The 13,659-nt window shown below is 66.4% G+C and carries 14 protein-coding genes; 11 read left to right on the forward strand and 3 right to left on the reverse strand.

The annotated features are described in order from the left end of the window. The 4 genes from IEW15_RS18990 to IEW15_RS19005 all read left to right on the forward strand — a co-directional run. The coding region (locus IEW15_RS18990; protein WP_188580853.1) for a sensor domain-containing diguanylate cyclase at window positions 1–1,112 on the forward strand (1,112 nt) is incomplete at its 5' end. Window positions 1,113–1,359: 247 nt separating this feature from the next. After that, window positions 1,360–2,490: a CaiB/BaiF CoA transferase family protein gene (locus IEW15_RS18995; RefSeq protein ID WP_306432652.1), complete on the forward strand. Its 1,131-nt coding sequence runs from the start codon at window positions 1,360–1,362 to the stop codon at window positions 2,488–2,490. A 104-nt stretch (window positions 2,491–2,594) separates the two neighbouring features. Beyond that, window positions 2,595–3,506, forward strand: coding sequence for a restriction endonuclease (locus tag IEW15_RS19000; RefSeq protein ID WP_188580855.1), 912 nt, complete (start codon window positions 2,595–2,597; stop codon window positions 3,504–3,506). 270 nt (window positions 3,507–3,776) lie between these two features. Continuing rightward, window positions 3,777–4,331 carry a hypothetical protein gene (locus IEW15_RS19005; RefSeq protein ID WP_188580857.1) on the forward strand — a complete coding sequence of 185 codons (555 nt, stop codon included), beginning with the start codon at window positions 3,777–3,779 and terminating at the stop codon, window positions 4,329–4,331. Window positions 4,332–4,352: 21 nt separating this feature from the next. On the opposite strand, the gene IEW15_RS19010 is transcribed toward IEW15_RS19005, so the two are convergent. Next, window positions 4,353–5,051: a fumarylacetoacetate hydrolase family protein gene (locus tag IEW15_RS19010; protein WP_188580858.1), complete on the reverse strand. Its 699-nt coding sequence runs from the start codon at window positions 5,049–5,051 to the stop codon at window positions 4,353–4,355. A gap of 99 nt (window positions 5,052–5,150) precedes the next feature. Here IEW15_RS19010 and IEW15_RS19015 point away from each other — a divergent pair, with 99 nt between their 5' ends. Beyond that, on the forward strand, window positions 5,151–5,918 hold the full coding sequence (locus IEW15_RS19015) for an IclR family transcriptional regulator (protein ID WP_188580860.1): 768 nt from the start codon (window positions 5,151–5,153) through the stop codon (window positions 5,916–5,918). Here IEW15_RS19015 and IEW15_RS19020 read toward each other — a convergent pair. Continuing rightward, window positions 5,878–7,128 (reverse strand): NAD(P)/FAD-dependent oxidoreductase, encoded by a 1,251-nt coding sequence (locus IEW15_RS19020; protein WP_188580862.1) that lies wholly within the window; start codon window positions 7,126–7,128, stop codon window positions 5,878–5,880. The genes IEW15_RS19015 and IEW15_RS19020 overlap by 41 nt on opposite strands. A 149-nt stretch (window positions 7,129–7,277) precedes the next feature. Here IEW15_RS19020 and IEW15_RS19025 point away from each other — a divergent pair, with 149 nt between their 5' ends. The 6 genes from IEW15_RS19025 (at window position 7,278) to IEW15_RS19050 (ending at window position 12,477) form a co-directional block, all read left to right on the forward strand. Then, window positions 7,278–8,522 (forward strand): aromatic ring-hydroxylating dioxygenase subunit alpha, encoded by a 1,245-nt coding sequence (locus IEW15_RS19025; protein WP_188580864.1) that lies wholly within the window; start codon window positions 7,278–7,280, stop codon window positions 8,520–8,522. A 2-nt stretch (window positions 8,523–8,524) separates the two neighbouring features. Further along, window positions 8,525–9,013: an aromatic-ring-hydroxylating dioxygenase subunit beta gene (locus IEW15_RS19030; protein ID WP_188580926.1), complete on the forward strand. Its 489-nt coding sequence runs from the start codon at window positions 8,525–8,527 to the stop codon at window positions 9,011–9,013. A 28-nt stretch (window positions 9,014–9,041) separates the two neighbouring features. Next, the gene (locus IEW15_RS19035) at window positions 9,042–9,380 is read left to right on the forward strand and encodes a non-heme iron oxygenase ferredoxin subunit (protein WP_188580866.1); all 339 of its coding nucleotides are present in this window, start codon (window positions 9,042–9,044) and stop codon (window positions 9,378–9,380) included. Further along, complete coding sequence (gtdA, locus tag IEW15_RS19040) at window positions 9,377–10,429, forward strand: gentisate 1,2-dioxygenase (RefSeq protein ID WP_188580868.1); 1,053 nt, start codon at window positions 9,377–9,379, stop codon at window positions 10,427–10,429. The genes IEW15_RS19035 and gtdA overlap by 4 nt, the downstream gene beginning before the upstream one ends. Before the next feature lie 109 nt (window positions 10,430–10,538). Beyond that, window positions 10,539–11,891, forward strand: a complete 1,353-nt coding sequence (locus IEW15_RS19045; protein ID WP_188580870.1) for an MFS transporter — start codon at window positions 10,539–10,541, stop codon at window positions 11,889–11,891. Between the two features lie 157 nt (window positions 11,892–12,048). Beyond that, window positions 12,049–12,477, forward strand: coding sequence for a VOC family protein (locus IEW15_RS19050; protein ID WP_188580873.1), 429 nt, complete (start codon window positions 12,049–12,051; stop codon window positions 12,475–12,477). Between the two features lie 9 nt (window positions 12,478–12,486). Here the strand turns inward: IEW15_RS19050 and IEW15_RS19055 are convergent, their stop codons facing one another. Next, complete coding sequence (locus tag IEW15_RS19055) at window positions 12,487–13,479, reverse strand: AraC family transcriptional regulator (RefSeq protein ID WP_229708321.1); 993 nt, start codon at window positions 13,477–13,479, stop codon at window positions 12,487–12,489. Window positions 13,480–13,659: the final 180 nt, after the last annotated feature.

A 13,659-nucleotide genomic window follows, 5' to 3' on the forward strand; every position in this document is an offset into this window, starting at 1 on the left:
ACATCACCCGAGGGAATCAGCCCCGCAGCGCGGGGGCAAGCGGACATCGACAGGGTTGGAGCCCATTCTGCAACAGGCTCATCTATCTGAAGGATAAAAGCATCCTGAGCAGCCTGCTTGGGGAGCATTATTACGAGGACGAGAGCTATCTGTATGTTGTCGACCAGAGTCGCCGGCTTCTGTACCACCCCGATCCGGGCCGGGTGGGAGAGGTGGTGGGCGCCAATGTCGTGATCGACGCCATCATCCGTGGCGAGAACGGCCGCCAGCGGGTGGTGAACAGCCGTGGCGTCGACATGCTCGCGGGCTTCGCACTGGTGCCGGCGACCGGTTGGGGGATCGTGGCGCAGCGGCCATTCGATGCCACTCTGGCGGGATTGAACGACCTGACATGGAAGGTGGTGCGGAACACCCTGCCACTGGGTGCCCTGACGCTGATCTTCATCTGGTGGTTCACGCGCCTGATCTCGCGGCCGCTGTGGCAACTGGCCGATGGTGCGCAGCATATGGACCGTGAGGGGACCGCCGACAAGCTGCGGAACGTCCGATCGTGGTATCATGAGGCCTTGCAGATCAAACGGGCGATGCTGGTCGGTATCGGTCTGGTCAACACCAAGATCGGCCGACTGAACCGGGATGTGCAGACAGATCCGTTGACCGGCGTGCTCAACCGTCGTGGTCTTGATGCCGTGCTCGACGAGTGGCGGGCCGAGGCGCGCCCTTTTGCTGCCATCGCCTTGGACATTGATCATTTCAAGCGGGTGAACGACACCTTCGGGCATGACGCGGGCGATTCCGTTCTGCGTAATCTGTCGCTGACCATCCAGAGTTGCGCGCGCGAGGCGGATATCGTCTGCCGGCTGGGCGGCGAGGAGTTCCTGCTGCTGCTGCTGCCATCGACCAGCGCCGCGTCGGCCGCGGTGGTGGCGGAACGACTGCGCCGTGCCGCCGCGCAAGACCTGGTCGACCCTGTGGGCCGGATCACCATTTCGCTGGGCGTCGCCGCGCTGCCCGAGCACGGTGCCGACGCGGGCATGGTGCTGCGTATGGCTGACGAAATGCTCTATGAGGCGAAGAACGGCGGCCGCAACCGTGTGGTGGTCGCCGGGTAAGGATAGGCCGCATCGGCGGCAACTCTGCCGGCGTGATCCCGGCCGGATGAGCGCGGCGGCGGGCGGTGGTCATCAGGCGCGGGCATCTGGAGTGACCGCCGGGGCGCAATGATACCGGCTGGTCAAATTACGGTTGCGGATCCGGCCGGATCGCTTCAATCATAGCCGGGCATATGTTCAGGGGCATATCCGGGACATATGGCCAGACAGGCATAGCGGCGCGCCGCAACCGACAGGGAGGTATCTGATGGGTCCGCTTCAGGGGATCAGGGTCGTCGAGATCGCGGGGCTGGGGCCGGGGCCGTTCTGCGCCATGCTGCTGGCCGATATGGGCGCCGATGTGCTGCGCATCGAGCGGTCGACCGGCAGCGGGCTGTTCGAGCCGAAATTCGACCTGACCAATCGTGGCAAGCGGTCGGTGGTGATCGACCTGAAGAAGCCCGAGGGCATCGCCGCGGTGCTGAAGCTGGTCGAGAGCGCCGACATCATCACCGAGGGTTTCCGTCCCGGCGTGATGGAACGGCTGGGTCTGGGGCCCGAGGCCTGTCTTGCCCGCAACCCGAAGCTGGTCTATGGCCGCATGACCGGTTTCGGCCAGACCGGGCCGCTGGCCAAGGTGGCCGGTCACGACATCAACTACATCGCAATGTCGGGCGCGCTGCATGCGATCGGGGCTGCCGACAAGCCGGTGCCGCCGCTCAATCTGGTGGGGGATTTCGGCGGTGGCGCGCTGTATCTGGCCTTCGGGCTGGTCTCGGCGCTGCTGGAAACCCGCCGGAGCGGCCAGGGCCAGGTGGTCGATGCCACGATGATCGATGGCGCCGCCAGCCTGATGACCATGATGTATGGCATGGCGGCGGCCGGTGGCTGGGAAGATCGCCGAGAGGCCAATCTGGTCGATGGCGGCGCCCATTTCTACGACACCTATGAAACCGCCGACGGCCTTCATGTCTCGATCGGCTCGATCGAACCGCAATTCTATGCCGAACTGGTCCGACTTGCCGGGCTCGACCCCGAGACGTTCGCGCCACAGAACGACAAGGCGCAATGGCCGGCGTTGAAGGTGAAACTGGCCGAGGTGATCCGCACCAGGACCCGTGACGAATGGTGCGCGATCATGGAAGGCACCGATGTGTGTTTTGCCCCGGTGCTGTCGATGTTCGAGGCGCCGGAACACCCCCATAACCGTGCCCGCGGCACCTTTATCGAGATCGACGGCGTGGTTCAGCCGGGCCCGGCGCCGCGCTTCAGCCGCACGATGCCGGACCAGCCGACCCCGCCGCCGGCCCCCGGAACCCATACCGATCAGGGCCTTGCCGATTGGGGCTTCTCGGCCGACGAGATCGCGGCGCTGAAGGCAGTGGGCGCCGCTGCCTGAGGCGACAGGCTCGACCGAGGCCGGGCACACCCAATCTTGTGGCGTGTTCCCGGCCGCTGCCGCTATCCTGCGTGGCGCTGTTGTTACGCCCAAGGATGCGCCTGATGCCGATTCCCGATTATCAGACCCTGATGCTGCCGGTGCTGCGGATCGCGGGCCAGGGGGAGGCCAGGGTCGCGGCGGTGGTCGACCAGATCGCGGATGATGTCGGGCTGACCGCGGATGAACGCGCAGCCCTGCTGCCGAGCGGCCGGCAGCGGGTGATCCACAACCGCATCCATTGGGCGAAATTCTATCTGACCAAGGCCGGATTGATCGAGGCCTTGGGCAAAGGGCGCTTCATTGCCACCCCGGAAGGGCTGCGCGTGCTGGCGACGCGTCCTGAGCGGATCGATACCCACAGCCTGAAGGCCTATCCGGCCTTCGCGGCGTTCTATGGCAAGCCGGCGGCGACGGCCGATGACGGCGCGGCAGCATCGCCGCAGGACCAGACGCCGGAAGAGCTGATCGACAACGCCTGGCAGGCGCTGCAATCGGCGCTGCGTGACGACCTGATCGCGCGCATCCTGCTGAACACGCCCGACTTCTTTGAACGGGTGATCATCGATCTGCTGGTGGCGATGGGCTATGGCGGGTCGCATGCCGATGCCGCCACCCGGCTGGGGCGCAGCGGTGATCGCGGCGTCGATGGCGTGATCAATGAAGACCGGCTGGGGCTGGACCGGGTCTATGTCCAGGCCAAGCGCTATGCGCCGGAAAACAGCGTCGGGCGGCCCGATGTGCAGGGTTTTCTAGGCAGTCTCGTGGGGTTCGGCGCCACCAAGGGCGTGTTTGTCACCACCTCCAGCTTTTCAAGTGGTGCACGCGATTTCGTGCGCCATCTGCCGCAGCGGATCGTGCTGATCGATGGCGCCCAACTGGCTGATCTGATGATCGAGCATGATGTGGGCGTGCGCACCAGCCGGATGATCGCGGTCAAGCGGCTGGACGAGGATTTCTTCACCGAGGCCGACTGACCTGCCGCCCATGCCACGGGGTGGAACAGGCGGCGGTTGCAGCAAGCGGCAACATTATCGGCCTTTGACAGGGAACGCGCTGAAGCAATCCTGAACCGCGCAATACGGACTGAGGCCATACCCCGGCAATTGCGGCCGGAACCGGCCAGCCAGGATGAGGTGGCAAAGGGCATGCCAGGAGGCGTTCTGCGCCGCCACGGGCCGTGTCGGAACCCGTTGGCGGAAGAGGGGTTATCGGCATAAGCACCCGGCAACCAAGGAGGCCCCGCTATGGCGAGCCCCACCCCGCGCTCCGATACCGATCCCCGCGCCGATACCAGTCCCCGTGGTGAACCCGAACCGCGCCCGACCGCGCGGCCGATGCCCGATCCGCAACCATCGACCACGCCGCGGCCGATGGATGACCCGCGCCCGGCAGCAGCGGCTGCAACGCCAGCGGGTGGGGCGCCGCAGCACCCGCCGGGGCCGGTGGAGCCGGTCGATCCGGCCAACCCTGCTGGGCCGGGGCCGGTCGATCCCGATCCGACCCACCCCGCGCCCGGGAGTCCGGCCGATCGGCCGGAGATGGTGGAGCCCAGCATCACCGGCACCCGCCGAGGCACCGCGTCGGGCACCGATCACGAGCCGCCGATCGCGGCCGATCCGGCGATGGAAAGCCCGACCGCCGCCCGCCCGGCTTATTCGGGTGAGGATACCGGGCCGGCCTATTCGGGCCAGGATACCAGTCAGGGCGAGATCATCCTGCGCACCCGCCAGCGCCGCCGCATCTTCATCGGCGGGCTGGTGGCGCTGGTGGTGATCGTGATCCTGGCGGCGATCTGGTAGCGGCTGCCGCTGGCGTGGCGCTTATTCCGGATCGCCGATGGTGAGCGCGATGGTGCCGAGGCCCGCGACCGAGCCCTCGATCCGGTCGCCCGCGACCACGGCGCCGACACCTTCGGGCGTGCCGGTATAGATCAGGTCGCCCGGCGCCAGATGATAGAACTGCGACAGATGGGCGATCAGCGGCGCCACCGGCCAGATCAACAGGCCGATATCGCTCGACTGGCGGGTGACGTCATTGACCCGCAGCTCCAGGGCACCGGCCGTGGGGTGGCCGCAGGTCGCGACCGGCACGATATCGGACAGCACCGCCGACTGCTCGACATCCTTGCCCAGATCCCACGGTCGCTGAACCGCACGGGCGGCCAGTTGCAGATCGCGCCGGGTCATGTCGAGCCCGCAGGCATAACCGAACACGGCCTCCAGCGCCGATGCCGCATCGACCCGGAAGGCGGGGCGGCCGATGGCGACCACAAGCTCCATCTCGTAATGATAATTCGCCGTGCCCGGCGGATAGGGGATGGTGGTGCCCGATGGCTGAAACGCCAGGGCAGATTTGGTGAAATAGAACGGCGCCTCGCGATCGACCTCCACCCCCATTTCGCGGGCATGGGCTTCGTAATTGCGCCCGACGCAGAAAATGCGCCGGATGGGAAACAGGCGCGCGTCACCCTGGATCGGGGCTGCCGGCCAGGTTGGCGCCGGAAAAGCATAACTGGTCATTGATATCCCTTATGACGGGTGTGGGCTTCATTGTCGCAGCGATGCCGACCGGCTATGGTGCCGGCCGATATCGGTGGTCGGACATCAGGAGCAGGCGGCATGGTGGAGCGGCGCAAAGGCATCCAGTCGGTGGAAATCGGGCTGGGGGTGCTGGATGCCCTGGTCAGGCTGGGCCGTCCGGCAACGTTGTCGGATGTGGCGCGGGCCGCCGGTCAGTCGACCAGCCAGACCCACCGCTATCTGGCGAGCTTCGTCAATGCCGGCTATCTGCGCCAGGATGCGGCGACCGCGCTGTATGACCTGCACACCGGCGCGCTGAGACTGGGGCTTGCCGCCATGGGCCGGCTCGATGTGTTCGAACAGGCGGGGCAGGGCGCCGAGGCGCTGGTCGCCGCCACCGGCCGCACGGTGCTGATCGCGGTCTGGGCCGATAGCGGCCCGACCATCATCCGCTGGTATCCGGGCAGCCCGCCGGTCTACACCACACTGGCCATCGGCTCGCATCTGTCGCTGACCCAATCGGCCACCGGCCGGATCTTCCTGGCCTTTCTGAACGAGAGTTTCGTGTCGGACCTGCTGCAACGCGAGCTGGTCGTCGAGCGCAGCGACGGCCCGGTGGATATCGATGCCCTGCGCCAGCAGGTGCGCCGCGATCTGGTGGCCTGGGTCGACGGCACCACGGCGCCGGGCCTGCGCGCTTTCGCGGCACCGGTGTTCAATCTTCAGGGGCAGTTGGTGCTGGCGCTGTCGGTGATCGCCTCGCAGAATTTCGGCACCGGGGGTGACGACGTGGCGCGTGCCCAGTTGATCGACACCGCCCGCGCGATCACGCATCGACTAGGCGGACGCTGGCCGGCCGGGGATTGAGGCAGGCGCGGGCGGCGCGGCTGTCGAAGGCGGCAGCCGTGATCAAGGCATCGGGCAGCACGGCGCCGGTCGTGACCAGCCGGCGGCAGATGCTCATCTCGCGCCCGGCATTCACCGCGGCGGCACCGATCAGCCGGTTGCCGTCGAGCACCAGAAACAGCCGGCCGCCGGTGAGCGCCCGCTGCTCGACGATCCGCGCGCCATCGGCCTCGGGCCCGGTCTGCCCGGCAAGCTGAACATTCAGGTCATACTGATCGGTCCAGAACCACGGCGCCTCGGCCTGCGGCGGCGCGGTGCCAAGGATCGCCGCCACCGCATGGGCGGCGGTGACATTGGCATTCTGCCAGGTCTCGCAACGCATCGCCCGGCCTGCCGGCCCCGGCTGGGCCGCGACATCGCCGATCGCGAAGATCGCCGGGTCGCTGCTGCACATCCGGTCGTCGACCACGATGCCGTCATCCACCGCCAGCCCCGCCGCCTGGGCCAGCCCGCTATCGGGCACCACGCCGATGCCCGCCACCGCGATATCGGCGGACAGGATGGCGCCATCCGACAGGGTGGCATGAATGCCGTCGGTATCCTCGCGCATCGCCCGCACCCGGGTCGCGGTGCGGATCGCCACGCCGGCGGCGGCATGGCGGGCGGCGATCAGGGCCGCCACCGGCGCCGGGAAGTTGCGCCCCAGCAGCCGTGAGCCGATCTCGACCACGGTGACGGCCAGCCCCTTTGTGGCCAGTGTGGCCGCGACCTCCAGCCCGATGACACCGCCACCGACAATCAGCACCGAGCGCGCCCGCGCCGCGCGCGCCGACAGCGCGGTCACGTCGTCGATCGTGCGCAGGTCGTGCAGGCGGTCGAGCGTGAAGGGCAGGCGGCGGGGCCGGCTGCCGGTGGCCAGCACCAGATGCGCATAGGGCAGATGCGTGCCGTCATCCAGCCGGATGCGGGCGGCGCGCCGGTCGATGGCAGTGGCCTGCCGGCCCAGCATCAGGCGGATGCCGGCCTGCTGATACTGCGCGGGATCGGCCAGCCAGGTCGGCGGCGTTGCCGGGTCGTTCAACATGTCTTTCGACAGCGGCGGCCGCTCATAGGGCGGCAGGGTTTCGGCCCCGATCAGGGTGACCGGACCGTTATAGCCGCCCTCGGCCAGCATCAGCGCCGCGCGCCCGCCGGCCTGTCCGGCACCGATGATCACCGCGCCTGCCGTCATCGATTTCTCCTTGGGGATGGCTGTCTCTAGGGGGCGCCGCGCTGGCTGGTTTACGAACCGGCTTGACGGCTGTTCGTCGCACACTATACAACTAATCACACAATATGCAACAAGCCGCGCCATCAGCGGCGGGGCGAGGGAGGCTGAGGATGACCGTGCAGACGGATCACGCTTGGGCCGGCCGGGCTTGGGGAACCGACGACGCCGGCAAGGTGCCCTATTGGGTTTATACCGATCAGGCGGTCTATGACCGCGAGCTTCAGCGCATCTGGTACGGGCCGCACTGGCTGTATTGCGCGCTGGAGGCCGAGATACCGGCGGTGGGTGACTTCAAGACCACCACGCTCGGCGCGCGGCCGGTGATCGTGATCCGGAGCGCCGAGGACGAGATCAGCGTGGTGGAGAACCGCTGTGCGCATCGCGGCGTGAAGTTCTGCCAAGCGCGCCAGGGCCATACCCAGGATCTGCTGTGCCCCTATCACCAATGGGCCTATGACCTGCGCGGCAATCTGGTCGGCGTGCCGTTCCGTCGGGGCGTGAAGCGCCAGGGCGGCATGCCGCAGGATTTCGACCCGGCCAATCACGGCCTGCGCCGGTTGCGGGTCGAGGTGGTCAACGGCGTGGTCTGGGCGACCTTCTCGGACGACACGCCACCCTTCCGCGACTATCTGGGTGAAAAATTCTGGGCGCATTACACCCGGGTCTATGACGGCCGCAAGCTGGAGGTGCTGGGCTATAACCGCCAGCACATCCCGGCCAATTGGAAGCTGATGATGGAGAACATCAAGGATCCCTATCACGCGGGATTGCTGCATGTGTTCTTCGTGACCTTCGGCCTGTTCCGCGCCGACCAGAAGTCTGCGGTCGACATGGACGACACCGGCCGTCACGGCATTCTGATCAGCCGCAAGGGCGAGCAGGAGGTGAACGACGTCACCGCCGACATGCGCAACTTCCAGAGCGATCTGAAGCTTGAGGATCCGCGCATTCTGGACGTGGTGAAGGAATTCCCCGGCGACGAGACGGAGGGGATGATCACGGTGTTTCCCAGCGTCATCCTTCAGCAGCAGGTCAATTCACTGACCGCGCGCCAGATCGTGCCCACCGGCCCCGCCGGTTTCGATTTCCACTGGACCCATTGGTGCTATGCCGACGACACGCCCGAGATGAAGTTGCGGCGCACCCGGCAGGCCAATCTGTTCGGCCCCGCTGGTTTCGTATCGGCCGATGATGGCGAGATCATCGAGATGAGCCAGCAGGGCTTCCAGCCGGTGCCTGATCAGGACGCGCTGGTGATGATGGGTGGCCGTGACGTCGCGCCCACCGATTACATGGTCACCGAAACCGCGATCCGCGGCATGTATCGCTATTGGCGGGAGATGATGGGGCTGTGACCATGATCGCAACCGATGCGGCACCGGCGGTCGATATGCGCGCGCGGGTCCGTGACCTGTATGACGCCTATTACGACACGCTCGACGATGTGCGGCTGGCCGACTGGCCGGATTTCTTCACCGTGGACTGCCTGTATCGGGTGATCCCGCGCGAGAATGCCGAGCGCGGCTATACGCTGTGTACCATGCAGGCCGAAAGCCGCGGCATGCTTCAGGACCGGGTCACCGGGCTGACCACCACACAAATGTATGCGCCGCGCTATTACCGGCGGTTTCCCGGTCCGATCAGGATGACGGTCGATGACCGGGGGGTTCGCACCCGCCATAACCTGCTGGTGGTGCAGACGCTGATCGACCGTCAGTCCGAGATCGTGCTGTCGGCGGTGTGTCACGATCTGGTGGTGGAACAGGCCGGCGGCCTGCTGCTGGCAGAACGGGTGGTGGTGATCGACAGCGAGATGATCCCCAACAGCCTGATCTATCCCGCCTGAGCCGGAACCCGCCTGAGGACATGGAACCATGAGCTGGATCAAGACCATCCCGGCCACGGCGCTGGCGGGTGAGGGGGTCGCCTGCGCCGAGGCCGGCGGCCACCGCATCGCCCTGTATGACGTGGACGGTGCCTATTACGCCACGGCCGATATCTGCACCCATGGCCGCGCCTTTCTGTCGGACGGCTATCTCGACGGCCATCTGATCGAATGCCCGCTGCATCAGGGGCTGTTCGATGTCCGCACCGGCGCACCGGTGGGCGCACCCTGCACCGTGGCGGTGCGCAGTTTCCCGGTGAAGCTGGAGGACGGGATGCTGTATGTCGAGGTTGGCGGAGGAGATGTCGGTGGAGGAGGTGGGGCATGACGCGGGCGAATGACAATGCGGCCCAGCTTCAGCAGCTTTATGACGAGATGCGGCCACGTTCGCTGTATCCGCTATGGGAGGTGCTGGCGGATCTGGTGACGCCACAGCCGCGATCGCCGGCCCTGGCCTGGCGGTGGGATTATGCCACCGCCCGCGATTACCTGCTGCGCGCCGGCGATCTGATCAGCGCGGAAGCGGCCGAGCGTCGGGTGCTGATCCTGGAAAATCCCGGTCTTGCCGGCAGTTCCGGCATCACCACCAGCCTCTATGCCGGGTTGCAACTGATCCTGCCCGGAGAGGTGGCGCCCTGTCACCGCCACACCCAGTCGGCCCTGCGCTTCGTGATGGAGGGTGAGGGCGCCTATACGGCGGTGGATGGCGAGAAGGCGATCATGGCACCATTCGATCTGGTGCTGACTCCGAACTGGCAATGGCATGACCAAGGCAATGCCTCGGGCCGGCCGATGATCTGGCTCGATGGGCTCGATATTCCGACCATCCGCCATTTCGATGCCAGCTTCGCCGAACGGCTGCCGCAGGCCGCCCATCCGGAAACCGTGCCGCCGGGCGATGCCCATCGGCGTTATGGCCGCAATCTCAGGCCGATGCGCGCCAGCACCGCCGACCGGCGGCCGGCAGGGCAGCCGCTGTTCCATTATCGCCATGCCGACTGGCGGCCGGCGCTGGCCGATCTGGCCGCGGCTGACGCACCCGATCCGGTGCTGGGTCATGCGCTGGAATTCGTGAACCCCGCCGATGGCGGCGCGATCATGCCGACCATCTCGGCCCATCTCCGGCATCTGCCGGCGGGGTTCGAGACCCGGCCGCGGCGGTCGACCGATGGCACGGTTTTCGTGGTGGTGGAGGGTCGCGGCGAGGCGCGGATCGGCGATGAGGTCTTCACCCTCGATGACCGCGACATCCTTGTGGTGCCGTCCTGGCGGGAACTGACGCTGCGCGCCACCACCGATCTGGTGCTGTTCGGCTATTCCGACCGCACCGCGCAGGAAAAGCTCGGGCTGTACCGCGCGGCCGCAGCCGGCGCCTGAGCCGGACGCGACACTACCGGACCTGCCCGCCCATCCGCAGGCAGGAGCCGATAAAAAGAACAATCAAGATCAATCAAGATCAATATAGAGACATGGGGGAGGGATCGTCATGGACCGGAAACCGGCCATCGACATCGTCACCGCGTTCGAACGCGCGCGGTTCGGACCATTTCAGTTCACGATTACAGCACTCTGCGCGCTGATCGCGCTGCTCGACGGCTTCGACACCCAGGCCATCGCCTATGTGGCGCCGGTGATCGCCGAGGACTGGCAGATGAACATGGCCAGCTTCGGCCCGATCTTTGGCGCCGGTCGGGCCGGGTTGACGGTGGGCGCGTTCGTGTTGAGCCCGGCCGCCGACCGCTTCGGCCGCAAGAGCGTCATCCTGGCCTCGATGCTGGTGTTCGGCGTGTTCTCGCTGGTCACGGCCTGGGCCGACAGCTTCAACGACCTGCTGCTCTATCGCTTCCTGACCGGGGTCGGGCTTGGTGGCGCCATGCCCAATATCATCGCGCTGACCTCGGAATATGCCCCGGCGCGGCTGCGGGCGACGCTGGTCACGATCATGTTCTGCGGCTTTCCGTTCGGCTCCACGCTGGGCGGGCTTGCCAGCGCGCGATTGATCGAGGCCTTCGGCTGGCGGTCGGTGTTCATTCTGGGGGGTGTCGCACCGCTGGTGGTGCTGGCGGTTCTGGTGGTCATGCTGCCGGAATCGCTGCGCTATCTGGTGGCGCGCGGGGCACCGGCCCTGCGGATCAACCGCATCCTGACCCGCCTTGATCCCAGCCACCGGCCGGCACCGGATGATGTGTTCGTGCTGAACGAGCCGGCCTCGCGCGGTTTCCCGGTGGCGAAGCTGTTCCAGGACGGCCGGGCGCGGACGACGCTGCTGCTGTGGGCGGCGTTCTTCATGAACCTGCTGGTGATGTATTTCCTGGTAAGCTGGCTGCCATCGCTGCTGCGCGGCACCGGCCTGCCGATCGGTATCGCGATCCTGTCGACCGCCATCCTCAACCTTGGCGGCGTGGTCGGCGCCATCGCGCTGGGCCGGATGATCGACCGGATCAACCCGCATCTGGTGCTGGGCAGCGCCTATGCCGCCTCGGCGCTGTTCATCGTGATCGTGGCGCAGGGCGCATCCAATCTGTGGATCCTGATGCCCGCGACCTTCCTCGCCGGCTTCGGCGTGGTCGGTGCCCAGATCGGCATGAACGCGCTGACGGCCGGCATCTATCCGACCGCGATCCGCTCGACCGGCGTCGGCTGGGCGCTGGGCGTGGGCCGGATCGGATCGATCATCGGCCCGGTCGCCGGCGGCCTGCTTCTGGGCGCCGGCTGGGATGCGCGATCGGTGGTGATGGCCGCCGTCCTCCCGGCCCTGCTGGCCTCGGCCGCGGTCTTCGCCCTGCGCCGCCACACCAGCCGCACCGCCGCCGCCGAGGCGCCGGCATTGATGCATTGAGGGCCCCCAATGCAGGGCGCGCGCGTGACCATGTCACGCGCGCGCCTCGCGTCTGCGCCAGTGTCGCGCGGAGTGGCGGTTTGAAGAGCGTGCCTGTTATCATTCGCATCGCCGCTCAGGAAAGGCGTCGCAAGCCCATTTTGCGGGGAGAACCGACATGGACACCACCCGACTGTATCGTGGCCGGCTGATCGACCACATCCAGCTCGTCGTGCGCGATCTGGAGGCTAGCCAGGACTTCTATACGGCGGTGTTGGCCGTGTTGGAGATCGCCGTCATCGGCACGACCGACGGCTATTTCTGGGCGGATGAACTCGTCGTGTCCTCGGCGGAAAGCCCGGCGGCACGAGGTGCCCTGACAGGACGCCATCACCTCGCCTTTCAAGCCAGGGATCGCGCGACAGTGGACGCCTTCCATCGCGCGGCGCTGGCCCATGGCGGGCGAGATAACGGCGCACCAGGAGAGCGGAGTTATTACCCCGGATACTATGCCGCTTTCGTGCTCGACCCCGACGGCAATAACATCGAGGCTGTGTACCATGGCGCGGCGCGGCGCGATGTGCCGTCAGTGGTGATTGAATTCTAAGGATCTGTCCTAACTCGACGCGGCGACGATGCGGAGACCGCTCTTGCGATAGGTCGAGGGCGGCACGCCTGCGACCCGGCGGAAGAACCTTGAGAAGCTGGCCATTTCGGCGAAGCCCAAGCGGTCGCTGATGTCCGACATCGGCAGATCCGAGCTGTCGAGCAGTTCGCGCGCGCGGCGCAGCCGGACATTGTCGAGCGCCTGACGATAGCTGGTGCCGGTCTCGGCCAGTTTGCGGTGCAGCGAACGTTCCGAGACGTTCAGCGCCTGTGCTGCTTCCGATGCGTTCGGAAAGGCCCCGCGCGACTGCATCAGCAACTGATAGACCGATTTCACGATGCCGGCATGCGCCGGGCTGGTGTCGAGCATGTTCTGGCAGAGCCGGCGATAGTTCTCCGCCAGCGACGGGTTCGCCAGTGGCAGCGGCAGGGCACCGACGCCGTCGGCAAAATGGAAACAGCTCCGCGGCGCCCGGTAGACGATCTCGGCCTGCCAGCGGTCTTCCAGGCCCATCCAGCCCCTGGGCCGGTCGAGCCGGCTTTCAATCAGGCGAACCGGTAGATTTGCCTGCCGCATGTCGCGAAAGAAGGTCAGCGCCGAACCGAGCAGGCGCTCGTGCAGGAATTCCATCAGCCCGGCAGGCACGTAGTCGTCATTGGCCAAGAAGGTGACGGCGATGTCGTCCTTCATCAGGATGTCGTATTCGAACAGCGCATATCCCAGCCCCTGCATCGCGGCGAAGGTGCACAAGCCCTCGGTGACATCGCGTGAGACCAGCACGGCCAGCCCGAGCGGGCCATAGGCGATCAGGCTGTAGCGCAGCCCGGTCAGGAAGCCGATGCCCGGAATCTGCTGCGTCGCGCGCCAGAACAGCCGCTGAAACGCCAGCTCCTGATAGCCGTTGAGCGTGCTCCAGGGGTCATGCAGGACATCAGGGGTCAGGCCTGCCTCAGTCGCCAGCGGCAAGGGATCAATGCCATGTTCGACCAGAATTTCGGCCATGATCCGAATGCTCTGGTTTGGAAGGCGTATGCTTTGGATCAGACCAACCTTCATGGTATGCCCTAATAATTTCACACTCGTGTCGAGCGTGACAGATTGGCAGAAAAAGTCAAATTATTGGCATGCCCGAACATTCTCAATCAGCCGGAAGCTTGTCATCCTGATCCCTGGGAGACAAGC

This window comes from Tistrella bauzanensis (genome assembly GCF_014636235.1).
Taxonomy (GTDB): domain Bacteria; phylum Pseudomonadota; class Alphaproteobacteria; order Tistrellales; family Tistrellaceae; genus Tistrella; species Tistrella bauzanensis.